This is a genomic window from Rhodanobacter sp. FW021-MT20 (assembly GCF_041107475.1).
Lineage (GTDB): Bacteria > Pseudomonadota > Gammaproteobacteria > Xanthomonadales > Rhodanobacteraceae > Rhodanobacter_A > Rhodanobacter_A glycinis.
This window is the reverse complement of the sequence record NZ_JBGBPX010000004.1, coordinates 186701-200973: the sequence shown is the minus strand read 5'-3', so window position 1 is coordinate 200973 and position 14273 is coordinate 186701. Positions and strand designations below refer to the sequence as shown.

Genomic DNA, 14273 nt, shown 5'->3' with positions numbered 1-14273 from the left:
GGCGCGGTGTGGATAGAGGTGTAACAGGAGAGGCCGCGTCTGTTCCAAAACCCCTCAAGCGACAAGGCTTGTAGGGTCGGCGGGTTCCACAGGCCATTTCTTTGGGTCACCTTTCTTTGGGCCCGCAAAGAAAGGTGGCTCGCTGGCCGGCAGGACAGCGAAAGCCCGCCGCAGGCGAGCCATCTGGCGACCATGCCAACCTATCCAAAAACACTCGCCACAGCTTGGCAATCTCGCGACCAAGCCCGCTGGGCCCCTTGTCAGCGACGCTGCCAGCGCCGCCAAACCCAATACACCGGCACCCCCAACGCGATGATCACCAGACTCATCCCCGCATCCCCCGGTGTCTCGATCACGGTGGCAGTAATCACGCCCAGCACGGTCACCACGAACACCAGCGGCAGCAGCGGGAACAGCGGCACGCGATACGGCGCCGGTTCGTCAACGAATTTCCAGCGATACCAGAACAGCGTGCCGATGCCGAACACATGGCCGAGCCATTCGCCCACCGTGGTGTAGTCCACCAACTGGCCGAAGTTGCCCCATAACGTAAGCACCACCGTCCACGCGCCCAGCAGCGCCAATGCCACCTGCGGCGCACGCGTGCGCGGTTCGATGTAACCCACCGCGCGAAACAGCATGCCGTCCGCGCCCATGGTCTGCAGCACGCGCGCGCCACCGGCGATGGCGATGCTGCAATAACCGAAGGTGGAGCAGGCAATGCCGATGGCCATCACCTTCGCGCCGGGCGTGCCGAACAGCCGGTGCATCAGGTCCGCCGCCGGTGCCTGGCTCGCGGCCAGCCCGGCGTGGCCCAATCCGACCAGGTAAGCGATGTTGGCCAGCACGTAAGCCACCACCACGCCGACCATGCCCAGCGTCAACGCACGCGGCAAGGTGCGTTGCGGATCGCGCACTTCGCCGGCCATGTCATTCAGGTAATGGAAGCCGCCGTAGGTGAACAGCACCGGCAGCAAGGCGCCCACGAAGGCGCCGCGGGTTGCCGGATGAATGGCATCCGTGGCCAGCACGCCGCCCAGATGACCATGCGCCAGCACCAGTCCCACCACCACCAGCAACGCGATCGCGGTCAGCTTCAGCACCGCAAAGACGTTCTGCATCAGCGCGCCGGCGCGGATGCCGAACAGGTTCACGCCGACGATGAAGATGATCGCCCCCACCGCCACCGGCTTCACCCACAGCAACGGCAGGTCGACCGCCTTGCAGAAGTAGTCGGCAAAGGTGGTGGCCACTGCCGCCACGCTGCCGGGGTAATTGATCAGCGCCATCGTCCAGCCGAACAGGAACGCCGGCAGCGTGCCGAAGGCCTCGCGCAGATACAGATAGATGCCGCCCGCCTGCGGCCGCCGAGAACCCAGCTCCGCGTAACACAGCACCCCGGTCAAGGTAAGCAGACCGCCCAGCACCCACAACGCCAGCAGCGGCAGGCCCGAGGACGTGCGTTCGGCCACCGTGGCCGGCGTGCGGAAGATGCCGGCGCCGATCACGCCGCCGATCACGATCATCGCGCCATCCCACACCCCGAGGCGGCGCAGGTACGAAGTGGAACTGGTTTCGGTCGTCATCCCGCAACCTTGGCATGGCGCGGGCGGTTTCGGCCAGTCCCCCGAGTACCGACGGGCGCTATGCTGCGTACTCGGTCGTTCCGGCCGCAGGGGCCAACTAAGGAAACCACGCTGATGAACCACGCCACGGTGGTCCTGATGGGATTGCTGTTCGTAGCCGCCGGCTACCTCAGCTACCGCCACTACGTAAATGCCAAGGCGCTGCTTTACGACTGGGCTCAGGCCAACCGGTTCCGCATCCTGCACGCCAGGCGCGGCATGTTCCTGCCGCTGTCGATGATGTTCACCACCTCCAGATACCAGGTCGTCTACCACGTCTCGCTGTACGACGAATCCACCCACCGCATCCGCACTGCCTGGGTGCGGCTGGGCACGCGCTACTGGGGGGTGATGGATGGCGATGCGATCGATGTGAAGTGGGAAGACGCCGGCTGAGATCACGCGTGGTGAAAGAAATCCGTGCTGGTGTGTATATAGTCAGGAAGGCAGCCATCTGGCTTGCCGCGAGGGAATCGCATGAAACAGATATTCCAACTCATTGCCGGATCAGCGCTGCTTCTGGTACTGGTGGCCTGCCATGCGCCCGCGACTGGCAACACCTCTGCGGCAATGCAGTTGAAGGTCTACAACGTGCCGCCAGCCAAGACTGACGAAGTGAATAAAGCGCTGAGCTCTGCATTACGCGACAAGGCCAGTGTTTCCACTGCCGGGCCGGGCAAGTTGCTGGTGTATGCCCCCCGTGATGCGCAGACCTCCATCGGCAAGGCGATGGAGTCGCTGGACAACGCTGCAGAAAAACAGGCAGCGCCCGTGCAGGTAGGTGTGCATTTCTGGGTTGTCGATGGCCAATCCGGCGCTGGCAGTGACGATCCCGCGTTGAAGGATCTCGTCGGCAGCCTCTCGTCGCTGCGGCAGACCGTGGGGCCACTGCATTTTCACCTTGACCAAGCCGCTGCCCTCGTAGGCACCAGCAGCGAGAATGGCTCGCTGGTCACTGCCGACGGCCCGTACACCCGCAGCTTCTACTTCCACATCGAAACGATCGCCGGCAACACGGCCCGATTGCGACTCAGCTACGAGGACAACGGCGGGCACGGCCTGGGCAAACTCGACACCCACATCGATGCCACGTTCGGTCAATACATTGTGCTGGCACAAGCCCCCGGCGCCTGCCCGCAGCCACCCACGAATACAAGCGCAGCTACTTGCGCCAACAAACCCGCCATGCGCCTGCTGGTCGTGCAGGTGGACCGCTTGCCCGCGAAAGCCTGAGCCTTCTGCATGACGCTGCGCGAGGATGCGCTGCAGGCCAGCTATCGGCGACTGGAACGGCCGCTGTACAACGTGCTCTACCGCCAGCTATGGCAGGCGCAGGATTGCCAGGACGTGATCCACGATGCGTTCATGCGGGTGTGGGAGCGACGTGCAAAGGTGGACGAGGATACGCTCGACGCGTTGATCTGGACCACCGCGCTAAACCTGTCACGGAACCGGCTGCGCTGGCGGCGCCTGTGGCGGCAGGCCCCGCTGGACGAAGTCGACGCCATGGCGCATGACGCCACCGACACGGAAGACTTTCTCGCCACACGCCGCCTGCGCCTGGCCATGCGCGAACTGCCATCGACCTCGCGCGACGTGCTGCTGCTGGCCGAATTCAGCGGCCTGCGCGGGGCGGAAATCGCCAAGGTGCTGGGCATTCCCGCCGGCACCGTCGCCTCGCGCAAGCACCACGCCATGGAACGGTTGAAAGCCTTGCTGGGAGAAGCCATCGATGCGTGAACTCGAACACCTGCTGCCCGATCTCGAACCGCCGCCCGGCGGCTTGGCACGACTGCAGCACAGCCTGCAGGGGCGACACACGCGAACCGGTCCGCGTGTGCTGCATTGGCTGCCCGCCACCGCTGGCGCCTGCGCCATGATTCTGCTGGTCAGCCTCTGGCTGCCCGGTGTCGTGCAACGCCAGCAACGCACGGCCGCGCTGACGCGTGCGTTGCGCGAAGCCATGGCACCGCAGGCCAATGGCATCCGGGTCATCAACGGCGCCGTGCTTGCGCTACCCAGCGGGCAGGCCAATGTGCGGATCTACCTGGTGCAGACAAACCCGCCGCCTGCCGCGAAGCATTGAACGCACGCCGCTCAGGGCTTCGCCGGCAGGTGGTAGTACGTGCGTAGCGCGCATTCGTAATCGGCCATCGATGGCAGACCGATGGCAAGGCGGCGCTTGTCCACATGGGCCGGGTTCTCCATCGGGTCGGCCTGCAGCTTTCCCTTCACCACCTTGAACTGGGTGCCGTAGCGCTGCGGCTTGTGTTGCGCGACCAGTACACGGTCGGTCAACAAGGTGTATTCCTGCGCACTGATGCCGCCATCTCGCACGCGCGGCTGCAGTTCGGCCAACACATGTGCCTGGAAGACCGGATCGCTGTCGGCATGCTGCACCAGCAGCCACGCCGCCTCCACACCATCTCGCCCCACTTGGGCACGGGTGGGAAAGCCCTGCTTCGTGTCAATCTGCTTGATACGGGGAAGGTTATGGGCATCGACGGCCAGCATGGCCTTGATCGCAGCCTGGTTCTGAGTGCCCGCGGCAATCAGGGCGTTGCGCACTTTCTGGTCCGCATCGCTCATCTTCAGCAATTCGGCGCGCAGGGCTGGTTCAACGGGTTGGGTTGGTGGATGCGCCTTGCGCTGGGCAGCCACTTCGGCTTTCTTCGCCTGAATCCAGGTCGCCAGGTGCGGACACTGCCGCGCCATTTGCGCGTCGTCGCTGTCGGCCGCATGTGCCACGGCTACCGTTCCCGCCAGCAGCCCCGCCAATCCCCATAGCCACACCTTGTGCATTGTCCATCTCCCTTGATTTGCCGATTCGTGCGGGTTCGACCTGAAGATCCGCGATCGGTTTCATTCGGTCAAGCAGGCACTCATCGCCGCGCGCGGCGCCATGCGCTTTCGAGCAGGATGGCGAGCAGTCCGACGCACAGGATGATCGCGTTCCAACCACCGCCGAGGCGAAGCAACGGCAACGCCAGCCATGCCAGCAGCAGCCATGCCACGATGCTGAGCGCATAGCGGCCGTCATCGACGAACAGGCCCCACAGTTCACTGATGATGGTCCGCAGCCAGCGCATCATGCCGACGCTCCATGGATGGCGGCACGACGGCAGCCGCGCACGGCAAACATGGCCGCGACCAGGTAGGCAGGGATCAGGGCAAGGATCGCGACGTCGCCACCGGGCCACGCGTCCCCCATGCCCTCGCCCACCCAGAACGTACCGAACGCACACAGCAGGACGCCGACGACGAATTTCAAGGTGTTCTCCGGCACCCGCGCCAGCGGGCGATGCACCACCGCTCCCAGCACGATCACCACCAGCAGGGCTGCCACCGCGCCCGCGCTGGCCGGCAGCCACAGGCCGGGCCGGCCGGCGCTGATCGCGATCACGATGAACACCACTTCAAGCCCCTCGAGCATGCAGATCTTGAATGCGGTCGTGAAGGCCAGTCGGTCCCAACCCTGCGTCGCCACCACCGAGCCTTGCAACGCCTGCGTCTGGCGCGTGTAGATGGCCGCCTCGTCGTGCAAGGCCAACACGCCGGCCGCGCGCAGGATGGCCTTGCGCAGCCAGCGCATGCCGAACAGCAGCAACAACGCGCCAACCAGCAACTGGATGTCGCCCAGCGGCACCCGGGTCAGCGCCGAACCCAGCAACGCCACGATCAGCAGCAGTACCAGCACGGCCAACGCGCTACCGGTCACCGCGCTGCGCCAGCCGCGCGTCACCCCGACCGCCAGCACCACGGTCAGCGCCTCCACGCATTCCACCAGCGAAGCAAGGAACGCGGCCAGCAGCGTGGCCCCGGCATGAGCCCAATCGATCGGCATGGATGGAAACCTCGGCAGGCAAGCAGGCGACAGGTTCCGAGCATACGCGCTGGCGAACGGCGTGGCAGCGAACCGTCTAGGAGCGTGGGCGGTAGAAACTTTCGAGGCGAAAAAGTGGCTGCGTGAGGACAGATTTTCGACGATTCGCCGGCCCATAGTGGTTCTATGGGCCAAGAAGCGACGAAGCGCTTCATAACAGCGAAGCTGGTCAAATATGGACCACGCAGACACTTTTGCAGCCCGGAAGATTTCTGTCGCCCACGCTCCTAGAATCGACGACATCCCACCGATCTCCCGGCGAAGCGTGACCGCCCCACCCCGCAAGATTCTGCATGTCGACATGGACGCGTTCTACGCGTCGGTGGAGCAGCGCGACGATCCCTCGCTGCGCGGCAAGCCGGTGGTGGTGGCGTGGCGTGGCGCGCGTTCGGTGGTGTGCGCGGCCAGTTACGAGGCGCGCACGTTCGGGGTGCGCTCGGCGATGCCGGCGGTGCGGGCCGAGCGGCTATGCCCGCAGGCGATCTTCGTGCCGCCGGATTTCGGGCGTTACAAGGCGGTGTCGCGGCAGATCCGTGCGATCTTTGCGGAGCACACCGACCTGGTCGAGCCGCTGTCGCTGGACGAGGCCTATCTCGACGTCACCGCCGCCAAGACCGGCCTGCCCTCGGCCACCGCCACGGCCGAGGCGATCCGCGCCGCGATTCGCGCGGAAACCCGGCTTACCGCCTCGGCCGGGGTGGCGCCGAACAAGTTCCTGGCCAAGATCGCCTCGGATTTCCGCAAGCCGGACGGCCTGTTCGTGGTGCGCCCGCGCGAGGTGATGGATTTCCTCACCCCGCTCTCCGTCGCGCGCCTGCCGGGCGTGGGCAAGGTGATGGAAGGGCGGCTGGCTGCGCTGGGCGTTATCACCGTGGGCGAGCTGCGCACGGTGCCGGCGGAAGAAATGGAACAACGCTTCGGCCGCTGGGGCCGGCGCCTGCACGAGTTGTCGCTGGGCATCGACGAACACCCGGTGCAGCCGGATCGCCCCACCCTGCAAGTCTCCGCCGAGGATACGTTCGAGAACGACCTGCCGTTGGATGAACTCGAACCGCACATCCGCCGCCTCGCCGAAAAAGCCTGGGCCGGCCATCAGCGCGAGGTGGAAGGCGGCCGGGTGGCGCGCACGGTGGTGCTGAAGCTGAAGACCTCGGACTTCCATACCCTGACCCGCAGCCTCACGCCGACGCTGCGACCCGCCTCCGCGCGCGAGCTGGCCGACATCGCCTGCGCCCTGCGCGACCGCGTGGAACGTCCGGCGAATACCCGTTATCGGCTGGTCGGGGTGGGGGTGTCCGGCTTTGTCGAGGCCGACAGCTATGCCGCCCAGCGCGACCTGTTCGACCCCCGCTGAGCCCCCGCGACCACGCCGCCGGCTACTTTTTCGACCCAAAAGCCGGGACCGCGCAAGGATTTCGCCCGGCGAGGGACGCCGGGAAGACACCGATCACCCGCCGCCAGGCACCTTGCCATGGCACATCCGGCCGCGCGCGCCCACGCCTCCACATCGGCTGGAAACCGTTGCCACGACTCATTCCAGGCCGTTTTCATCGACCGGATTCGCACTGCATGGCCCCCTGCCGAGCCAGCCCCGGCCACCCCCGCCATCCCTCATTCGGGGCCGCCCCGACAAGCCGGTTATCTCCAGCACGCGCACGCACGTGAATTGTGGGTTATGCTGGCGAGGCAGCGCTTGAGGCAACTCCGGATGCACTGCGCACCCTTACGGCGAGTTCGCCTCACTCCAAGCCGTAAATCATCCATGTTTCAAAGGTTACGTGTTATGTCGGATCGTCAGAGCGGTACAGTCAAGTGGTTCAACGATGCCAAGGGCTTCGGCTTCATCAGCCCGGAAAGTGGTGACGACTTGTTCGTCCACTTCCGTGCCATCCAGGGCAACGGCTTCAAGTCGCTGCAGGAAGGCCAGAAGGTCACCTTCGTCGTCGTCAAGGGCCCGAAGGGCCTGCAGGCCGACCAGGTGCAGGTGGCGTAAGCCTCCTTCCAAGGTGTTTTGGAGAAGCCCGCTTCGGCGGGCTTTTTCATGCCTGGCGTTCAAGCCTGGCGGCTCACGCCACGCCGTCCCCGCTACCTCGTGCCAAGGCGCCGGGCACCCGCGCTCAGCTCTCGCTGGACGATCCGCCGAAACGGGGAAGATTCCAGCCAAAGCGCAAGGACACGAAGCGCAACGTGAAACACAGCAGGATCGGCAGCCAGGTCGCCCACAGGACAGGCCACCCGACACGCTCGCCGAGTACGGCCAAAGCCGCGCCAGCGAAGGCGGCCGACGCATAAATCTCCCGCTGCAGCACCACCGGCACACGGGCCAACAACATGTCGCGCGCCAGGCCGCCGCCAATCGCGGTCACCATGCCCAGGATGATCGCCACTTCGACATTGCCGGTGGCCAACAGCGCCTTGTGCGCACCGTACACCGCGAACAGGCCCAGTCCCATCGCGTCGAACAGGCGCACCGGATGGTCCAGCCGCTCCACCTGACGGTAGGCCACGATGGTGGCCAGCGCAGCGACCACCGCGGTCAGCAGGTAGCGCCACTCGGACAGACCGGCCGGCGGCACCGCCCCGATGCACAGGTCGCGCGCAATGCCGCCGCCACACGCCGTGACGTAGGCAATGACAAGGATGCCGAAGAGATCCAGCCCTTCCCGTCGCGCGGCAGTGGCACCGCTGATGGCGAAGGCAAACGTACCGGCCAGGTCGACCAGGTTGAACAGCAGGTGCTCATTCATGCAACCAGATCGCTCGCGGACATGCCGACGGCGCGGCGAAGGCTGCCATTGAACCAGTTTTTGCTCGCGCGCTCACGGCTTGCCGAATGTGTTGCCGTCGACACGCATAATTTGCTTGCAATCAAATAGTGCACTATATATATTCGCCACATGAACGCTCGGCACGCCTCCACTACCGGTACCTCGCACCTGCTGCTCGACCAGCAACTGTGCTTCGCGCTGTATGCGGCGAACCTGGCGATGGGCAAGGTCTATCGCAAGCTGCTCGCCACGCTGGAACTCACCTATCCGCAGTACCTGGTGATGCTGGTGCTGTGGGAGCGCGACGAGCTCACCGTCTCCGACATCGGCGAGCGCCTGCACCTGGACTCCGCCACGCTCACGCCATTGCTCAAGCGCCTGCAGGCCAATGGCCTGCTCGATCGCGTGCGCTCGACCGCCGACGAACGCCAGGTGGTGATCAGCCTGACCGCCGAAGGCCGCGCGCTGAAAAAGCGGGCCGCCGCCGTGCCGGAGGGTGTCCTTTGCGCCGTCGGCTGCGCGCCGGACGAGCTGCAAACCCTCAAGCAGGACCTGGACCAGCTGCGCACCCGGCTGGCCAATGCCCTCTGATCATGGCCATCACGCGCAACCGCTTTTCACTTTTACTTATCGCACTATTTAATACTGAACAACTTAACTGACGGAGCCACGCCGGGCACTCCCGAATTCGCGACCACCCGCCCGGTCACCCACCCCATGAGGTCACACCCATGTCCATCGAAAACGTTCTCTACCGCGCCCATGCCAAGGCCACCGGCGGCCGTGACGGCCACGCCACCTCTTCGGATGGCGTACTCGACGTCAAGCTGACCACCCCGAAGGAACTCGGCGGCGCTGGCGACACCGGCACCAATCCGGAACAGCTGTTTGCCGCCGGCTACTCGGCCTGCTTCCTCGGCGCACTCAAGTATGTCGCCGGCCAGCAGAAGCGCAGCCTGCCGGCCGATACCAGCATCGAAGGCAACGTGGGCATCGGCCCGATCCCCACCGGCTTCGGCATCGAGGTCGAACTGAAGATCCACCTGCCCGGCCTGGACCGCGCCGAAGCCGAGGCGCTGGTGCAGAAGGCACACATCGTGTGCCCCTACTCCAACGCCACCCGCGGCAACATCGACGTGACGCTCACCGTGGTTTGAACCCGCCACGGACATCCGCACGACAAAAAGGCCCGGGTTCGACCCCGGGCCTTTTTACAGCGAGAACAGCTCAACCCAGGCGACGCGAGATCGCGAAAAACACCAGGTTGCCCAGGCCGGTAGCGCCAGCCAGCACCGCGATCAGGCCCGGCGTGACCTCGGTCCAGCCGAACCACTGGATCAGGCCAAAACCCAGGGCCAGCGACAGCAGCACGATGCCCCAGCGCAGCGAGGAATGGCGCCGGCGCTGCTCCTCGTCGCGCAGCATCGCGTCGATCAGCTCGGGCGAGCCGCCCGCGCTGACCATGCGCTTGCGCACCATCGCGTCAATGCAGACCTTGATGGAATAAGCGATGCAGACAAACAGCACCATCGGAATCAGTATGGCCATGTTCATGGGTTGCTCCTGGCGGTAAGGATGGAAATGGCGAGCTTCGGGAACATGGATACCAGTCGGCGCGCAACGGTTGCAGTTGCGTGCGTGCAACCGTTGTGCGCGCGCACGTATCCATCCGGTCATGGATGACATTCGCCACCCAGACCGCGAACTGGTCGATGCCGTGCTGGCCAACCGGCCGGGCGCGTTCGAGCGTCTTGTGCACGAGCATCAGCGGCTGTGCTGGCACCTGATCCTGCGCATGGTTCGCAATCCCGAAGATGCCCGCGAGCTGTGCCAGGACACCTTCCTGCGCGTGCACCAATGCCTGCACCAGTATCGGGGCGAATGCGCGCTGAAATCCTGGATCGGCCGCGTGGCCTATTCCATCGCGCTGCGTCACCTGCAGCGCAAACGCATCCCGCTGGTGGAAAATGCCGATGACGAAGGCACCCCGCTGGTGGAAAGCGTCAGCGACGGCTTCGACCTGGAAGCCGCCTGCGCGAACGCGGAAACATCGCGGCACCTGCATGAAGCGATCGAGGCGCTGCCGCGTTTGCAACGCACCGTGCTGACGCTGTATTACCTTGAGGAAATGACGATTCCGGACATCGTCGACATCACTGGCCTGGCCAGTGGCACCATCAAGAGCCACTTGTTCCGGTCTCGACTGCGCCTGCGCGACGCACTCGAAACCCGCACAGGAGTTGCAGCATGAACCACGACACCCCTCCCTTCGATGACCACGCCAGCGAACGCGAGTGGCAGGCACAGGAACGCGCGATGCGGGCCGAACGGTTCGGCCTCGATGCGAACCGCGACGACGCCCGCGTGCAGCGCTACCGCCTGATCACCCGCGCCCTGCGCCAGCCACCAGCCGAGGCGTTGCCCGCCGACTTTGCGCAACAGATGGCCGCGCAGGTGGCGCCCCATGCCGTCTCCGCGGAAACGCCCCGCGAGCGCCGTCTTGAAGCCACCTTGTTCACCTGCGTGATCGGCATCTTCGTCATCGCCGGTGCCGCGACCACCGTCCTTTACCACCTGGACTGGCTGTCCACCCTGCGCATCGCGCTGCCGGCGCTGGATCCACAGGCCATCCGCTGGCCACTGGCCTTCGCCGGCTGTCTGGGGCTTTCCTGGCTGCTGGGAAAACTGAAGCCGCGCGGGCAAGCGCACCCGCTGGCCTGATTCACTCGGATCGGACGAGCCGGCAAACCGCGAGCAACCATGACGTCGCCATCCATACAGGCCACGGGCACAGCCGCCTGCAAGCGCACTTGGCGGCGATCTTTCAAAAAGCGACGGCACAAACGTCATAACCCAAGCCCCCTGCGTGCAAATGGCCGCGGCCTTCGGCGGTAGCAAGCCGCCGCAATCCCCGCCCGCTCGCCTCCTCCCGTGCACGCAGGGGGCGTCCTTTCTGGTGCGAAAGCACAGGCACAAAAAAAGCCCGGGCGAACCCGGGCTTCGTATTCCAATGCAGTGCCGCCTTACTTTTTCTTCTTCGGCATGTACAGGTCGGTGATGGTGCCTTCGTAGACTTCGGCGGCCATGCCCACCGATTCACCCAGGGTGGGATGCGGGTGCACGGTCAACGCGATGTCGGCGGCCTCGGCACCCATCTCGATCGCCAACGCCAGTTCGGAGATCAGCTCGCCGGCGTTCACGCCGACGATGCCGGCGCCCACGATGCGATGGGTTTCCTCATCGAAGATCAGCTTGGTGAAGCCTTCGGTGCGGTCGATGCCGATGGCGCGACCGGAAGCCGCCCACGGGAACTTGCCCACGCCGACCTTGAGGCCCTTTTCCTTCGCCTCGCGCTCGGTCACGCCGACCCAGGACACTTCCGGATTGGTGTAGGCCACGGACGGAATCACCCGCGCGTCGAAATGGCTCTTGCCGCCAGCCACCACTTCGGCCGCCACATGCGCCTCGTGGGTAGCCTTGTGCGCCAGCATCGGCTGGCCGACGATGTCGCCGATGGCGAAGATGTGCGGCACGTTGGTGCGCAGCTGCGTATCGACGTTGATGAAGCCGCGTTCGGTCACCGCCACGCCGGCCTTGTCCGCACCGATCTTGTTGCCGTTGGGCGAACGGCCCACCGCCACCAGCACGCGATCGAACACGGTGGTATCGGGAATGCTGTCGCCCTCGTAGCCGACCTCGATGCCCTTCTTGGTGGCCTTGGCCGAGACCACCTTGGTCTTCAGGTGGATGCCCTTGAGCTTGCCGCCGATGCGCTTGGCCAGCGGCTTGACCAGGTCGGCGTCGGCACCGGGGATGAGCTGGTCCATGAACTCGACCACGGTCACTTCGCTGCCCAGGCCGGCGTACACCGTGGCCATTTCCAGCCCGATGATGCCGCCGCCGACGACCAGCAGCTTCTTCGGCACGTCCTTCAGTTCCAGCGCGCCGGTGGAATCCATCACGCGCTCATCGTCCCACGGGAACATCGGCAGGCGCACCGCCTGCGAACCGGCGGCGATGATGGCGTTCTCGAAGCGGATCAGTTTCTTGCCGTCGGCCGTCTCCACTTCCATTTCATTCGCCGAGACGAAGCTGCCGGTGCCCTGCACGATGCGCACCTTGCGCTGCTTGGCCATGCCGGCCAGGCCGCCGGTGAGCTGGCCCACCACCTTGGTCTTGAACTCGCGCAGCTTGTCGATATCGATCTTCGGCTTGCCGAAGCTGATGCCGTGGGCACCGATGGCCTCGGCCTCGTCGATCACCGCGGCGGCATGCAGCAGCGCCTTGGACGGGATGCAGCCCACGTTGAGGCAGACGCCGCCGATGGTGGCGTAGCGTTCCACCAGCACGGTATCCACGCCCAGGTCGGCGGCGCGGAAGGCGGCGGAGTAGCCGCCGGGGCCGGAACCCAGCACCACCAGCTTGCACTCGATGTCGGCCGCCTTCCCGGTAGAAGCTGCCGCTTGCGGCGCCTTCGCCTCCTCTCCCCGCTGGGGAGAGCCCTGCCCTGAGCTGGTCGAAGGGGATTGAGGTGAGGGGCGGGTGCTCGCGGCAGAGTTGCCAGCCGCTTTCGCTTCGTCGCCAGACTGCGGCGAGCTCGCCCCCTCACCCTGGCCCTCTCCCCGCTGGGGAGAAGGAGAGGCTGTGTCGGCTCCGCTGGCGTCGGTCTCGAGCACGGCAATCACCGTGCCTTCGGACACCTCGTCGCCGACCTTGAGCTTCAGCTCCTTGATCACGCCGTCGGCGCTGGAGGGAATCTCCATGGTCGCCTTGTCCGATTCCAGGGTGATCAGGCTCTGGTCCTTGCTCACCGTGTCGCCGGCCTTCACCAGCACTTCGATCACCGGCACGTTGTCGTGGCCGCCGATATCCGGAATCTTGATTTCGATGGTGTTGGCCATGATGTGTTTCCTTCGTGTTGCGGGACGTCAGCGGGCGTCCGGATCTTGGGGAGTGGTGGGTTTCGGGTGCTGGCTGGCGCTTTCGGCAATGTCGCGGCGAACATCCCGCACGGCGTCGTTTCCGCTCTCGTGCTGGCCTTGCGCGCGCGGCTCGGTGGTGCCGGAATCCTCGGCACCGCCAGGGCCGACCCAGCTGTGCACATGCACGTCGCGCTGCGGGAACGGAATCTGGATGCCATACTTTTCCAGTGCGCTGTGCAAGGCCCAGTTGTACGCGGCACTGACTGCACCGACGCGTCGCGTGGCTTCGGCATTGAGCCAGACCACCAGCGAAAAATGAAAGGAGGATTCGCCGAAATCGGTCAGCCACACCTGCGGCTGGCGCGGCCCATCCATGGTCAACGTGAACGGCACCGCGGCGGCGGCCTCCAGCGCGGCCGCCTTGACCCGTTCCTTGTCGGTGCCATACGGAACGCGGAACGGAATCTTCTGGCGCCGCGCCACCTCGCGCAGCGTCCAGTTGACCACCTGGCCGGTGACGAATTCGGAGTTCGGCACCAGGATGTCGATATCGTCGTTGGTGCTGACCAGGGTGGCGCGGATGCGGATTTCCCGCACATGCCCATGCACGCCAGAGGCCAGTTCGACGAAGTCGCCCACCTTCAGGCTGCGGTCGAACAACAGGATCAGGCCGGAAACGAAGTTGTTGAAGATCGCCTGCAGGCCGAAGCCGAGGCCCACGCCCAAGGCCCCGGCGAACACACCCATCTTCGCCACCGGGATGCCCACCACGTCCAGCGCCCACAACAGGCCGACCGTGAGCAGCAGGTATTGCAGCAGGCGCTCGACCGTGTACAGGTTGGACGGGCTGATGTGCTCGTGCCGCTCGCCGTAACGTCGCAACAGACGCCGCAGCAGCGCAGTGCCTGCCAAGAACAGCGCGAACAGCAACACGCCGCACAAGGCGGAGCCGACTGTCACGTTGACTTCGCCCAGGGTGAATCCGAGATCCGTCCACGTTTGCGCCTGCTTCATGCCCGGCGGGATGGCCATGGGCGCGGCCATGGCCGGCGCCAGGCCGACACGCATTGCTGAA

18 protein-coding genes are annotated in these 14273 nt (G+C 65.4%); 10 read left to right on the top strand and 8 right to left on the bottom strand.

The window, feature by feature from the left end:
- Positions 1-260: 260 nt before the first annotated feature.
- Positions 261-1586, bottom strand: a complete 1326-nt coding sequence (locus AB7849_RS07545) for an APC family permease (RefSeq protein ID WP_008208154.1) — start codon at positions 1584-1586, stop codon at positions 261-263.
- Positions 1587-1700: 114 nt separating this feature from the next.
- Here AB7849_RS07545 and AB7849_RS07540 point away from each other — a divergent pair, with 114 nt between their 5' ends.
- From AB7849_RS07540 to AB7849_RS07525, 4 genes are all read left to right on the top strand, one after another.
- On the top strand, positions 1701-2021 hold the full coding sequence (locus tag AB7849_RS07540) for a hypothetical protein (RefSeq protein WP_008208153.1): 321 nt from the start codon (positions 1701-1703) through the stop codon (positions 2019-2021).
- An 81-nt stretch (positions 2022-2102) separates the two neighbouring features.
- Entirely contained in the window at positions 2103-2858 is a 756-nt protein-coding gene (locus AB7849_RS07535; RefSeq protein WP_008208151.1) for a hypothetical protein, read from the top strand.
- 9 nt (positions 2859-2867) lie between these two features.
- Complete coding sequence (locus tag AB7849_RS07530) at positions 2868-3365, top strand: RNA polymerase sigma factor (RefSeq protein ID WP_008208148.1); 498 nt, start codon at positions 2868-2870, stop codon at positions 3363-3365.
- Complete coding sequence (locus tag AB7849_RS07525; protein ID WP_008208147.1) at positions 3358-3711, top strand: hypothetical protein; 354 nt, start codon at positions 3358-3360, stop codon at positions 3709-3711. Before AB7849_RS07530 ends, AB7849_RS07525 begins: the two co-directional genes overlap by 8 nt.
- 11 nt (positions 3712-3722) lie before the next feature.
- Here the strand turns inward: AB7849_RS07525 and AB7849_RS07520 are convergent, their stop codons facing one another.
- From AB7849_RS07520 to AB7849_RS07510, 3 genes are all read right to left on the bottom strand, one after another.
- Positions 3723-4427, bottom strand: a complete 705-nt coding sequence (locus AB7849_RS07520) for a DUF6624 domain-containing protein (protein WP_008208145.1) — start codon at positions 4425-4427, stop codon at positions 3723-3725.
- Positions 4428-4507: 80 nt separating this feature from the next.
- Positions 4508-4717 (bottom strand): hypothetical protein, encoded by a 210-nt coding sequence (locus tag AB7849_RS07515; protein ID WP_008208143.1) that lies wholly within the window; start codon positions 4715-4717, stop codon positions 4508-4510.
- Complete coding sequence (locus AB7849_RS07510; protein WP_369500782.1) at positions 4714-5469, bottom strand: COG4280 domain-containing protein; 756 nt, start codon at positions 5467-5469, stop codon at positions 4714-4716. Before AB7849_RS07510 ends, AB7849_RS07515 begins: the two co-directional genes overlap by 4 nt.
- Positions 5470-5773: 304 nt before the next feature.
- On the opposite strand from AB7849_RS07510, the gene dinB reads away from it, so the two are divergent.
- Positions 5774-6862 (top strand): DNA polymerase IV, encoded by a 1089-nt coding sequence (gene dinB, locus AB7849_RS07505; protein WP_369500781.1) that lies wholly within the window; start codon positions 5774-5776, stop codon positions 6860-6862.
- A gap of 429 nt (positions 6863-7291) precedes the next feature.
- On the top strand, positions 7292-7501 hold the full coding sequence (locus AB7849_RS07500) for a cold-shock protein (protein ID WP_008209068.1): 210 nt from the start codon (positions 7292-7294) through the stop codon (positions 7499-7501).
- Positions 7502-7625: 124 nt separating this feature from the next.
- Here AB7849_RS07500 and AB7849_RS07495 read toward each other — a convergent pair whose 3' ends face one another.
- Positions 7626-8255, bottom strand: coding sequence for a trimeric intracellular cation channel family protein (locus AB7849_RS07495; protein WP_008209071.1), 630 nt, complete (start codon positions 8253-8255; stop codon positions 7626-7628).
- 150 nt (positions 8256-8405) lie between these two features.
- Between AB7849_RS07495 and AB7849_RS07490 the strand changes: the two genes are divergently transcribed.
- Complete coding sequence (locus AB7849_RS07490) at positions 8406-8867, top strand: MarR family winged helix-turn-helix transcriptional regulator (protein WP_008209072.1); 462 nt, start codon at positions 8406-8408, stop codon at positions 8865-8867.
- Positions 8868-9007: 140 nt separating this feature from the next.
- A complete protein-coding gene (locus tag AB7849_RS07485; protein WP_008209074.1) occupies positions 9008-9433 on the top strand; it encodes an organic hydroperoxide resistance protein in 426 nt (141 codons plus the stop codon).
- A gap of 70 nt (positions 9434-9503) precedes the next feature.
- Here the strand turns inward: AB7849_RS07485 and AB7849_RS07480 are convergent, their stop codons facing one another.
- Entirely contained in the window at positions 9504-9830 is a 327-nt protein-coding gene (locus tag AB7849_RS07480) for a DUF6249 domain-containing protein (RefSeq protein WP_008209075.1), read from the bottom strand.
- Between the two features lie 121 nt (positions 9831-9951).
- On the opposite strand from AB7849_RS07480, the gene AB7849_RS07475 reads away from it, so the two are divergent.
- Complete coding sequence (locus tag AB7849_RS07475) at positions 9952-10527, top strand: RNA polymerase sigma factor (protein WP_037098711.1); 576 nt, start codon at positions 9952-9954, stop codon at positions 10525-10527.
- The gene (locus tag AB7849_RS07470) at positions 10524-10997 is read left to right on the top strand and encodes a hypothetical protein (protein WP_008209079.1); all 474 of its coding nucleotides are present in this window, start codon (positions 10524-10526) and stop codon (positions 10995-10997) included. The genes AB7849_RS07475 and AB7849_RS07470 overlap by 4 nt, the downstream gene beginning before the upstream one ends.
- Positions 10998-11299: 302 nt before the next feature.
- On the opposite strand, the gene lpdA is transcribed toward AB7849_RS07470, so the two are convergent.
- Positions 11300-13177, bottom strand: a complete 1878-nt coding sequence (lpdA, locus tag AB7849_RS07465; RefSeq protein ID WP_092703653.1) for a dihydrolipoyl dehydrogenase — start codon at positions 13175-13177, stop codon at positions 11300-11302.
- A 27-nt stretch (positions 13178-13204) separates the two neighbouring features.
- Positions 13205-14242, bottom strand: coding sequence for a mechanosensitive ion channel family protein (locus AB7849_RS07460; protein ID WP_202799620.1), 1038 nt, complete (start codon positions 14240-14242; stop codon positions 13205-13207).
- Positions 14243-14273 lie beyond the last annotated feature (31 nt).

Bases quoted from the DNA above. Each gene is read 5' to 3' on its own strand.
- AB7849_RS07530 (WP_008208148.1), top strand. From the start codon at position 2,868: ATGACGCTGCGCGAGGATGCGCTGCAGGCCAGCTATCGGCGACTGGAA.
- AB7849_RS07495 (WP_008209071.1), bottom strand. From the start codon at position 8,255: ATGAATGAGCACCTGCTGTTCAACCTGGTCGACCTGGCCGGTACGTTT.
- AB7849_RS07545 (WP_008208154.1), bottom strand. From the start codon at position 1,586: ATGACGACCGAAACCAGTTCCACTTCGTACCTGCGCCGCCTCGGGGTG.
- AB7849_RS07520 (WP_008208145.1), bottom strand. From the start codon at position 4,427: ATGCACAAGGTGTGGCTATGGGGATTGGCGGGGCTGCTGGCGGGAACG.
- AB7849_RS07525 (WP_008208147.1), top strand. From the start codon at position 3,358: ATGCGTGAACTCGAACACCTGCTGCCCGATCTCGAACCGCCGCCCGGC.
- AB7849_RS07460 (WP_202799620.1), bottom strand. From the start codon at position 14,242: ATGGCCGCGCCCATGGCCATCCCGCCGGGCATGAAGCAGGCGCAAACG.
- AB7849_RS07490 (WP_008209072.1), top strand. From the start codon at position 8,406: ATGAACGCTCGGCACGCCTCCACTACCGGTACCTCGCACCTGCTGCTC.
- AB7849_RS07500 (WP_008209068.1), top strand. From the start codon at position 7,292: ATGTCGGATCGTCAGAGCGGTACAGTCAAGTGGTTCAACGATGCCAAG.
- lpdA (WP_092703653.1), bottom strand. From the start codon at position 13,177: ATGGCCAACACCATCGAAATCAAGATTCCGGATATCGGCGGCCACGAC.
- AB7849_RS07470 (WP_008209079.1), top strand. From the start codon at position 10,524: ATGAACCACGACACCCCTCCCTTCGATGACCACGCCAGCGAACGCGAG.
- AB7849_RS07515 (WP_008208143.1), bottom strand. From the start codon at position 4,717: ATGATGCGCTGGCTGCGGACCATCATCAGTGAACTGTGGGGCCTGTTC.
- AB7849_RS07485 (WP_008209074.1), top strand. From the start codon at position 9,008: ATGTCCATCGAAAACGTTCTCTACCGCGCCCATGCCAAGGCCACCGGC.
- AB7849_RS07510 (WP_369500782.1), bottom strand. From the start codon at position 5,469: ATGCCGATCGATTGGGCTCATGCCGGGGCCACGCTGCTGGCCGCGTTC.
- AB7849_RS07475 (WP_037098711.1), top strand. From the start codon at position 9,952: ATGGATGACATTCGCCACCCAGACCGCGAACTGGTCGATGCCGTGCTG.
- AB7849_RS07540 (WP_008208153.1), top strand. From the start codon at position 1,701: ATGAACCACGCCACGGTGGTCCTGATGGGATTGCTGTTCGTAGCCGCC.
- AB7849_RS07480 (WP_008209075.1), bottom strand. From the start codon at position 9,830: ATGAACATGGCCATACTGATTCCGATGGTGCTGTTTGTCTGCATCGCT.
- AB7849_RS07535 (WP_008208151.1), top strand. From the start codon at position 2,103: ATGAAACAGATATTCCAACTCATTGCCGGATCAGCGCTGCTTCTGGTA.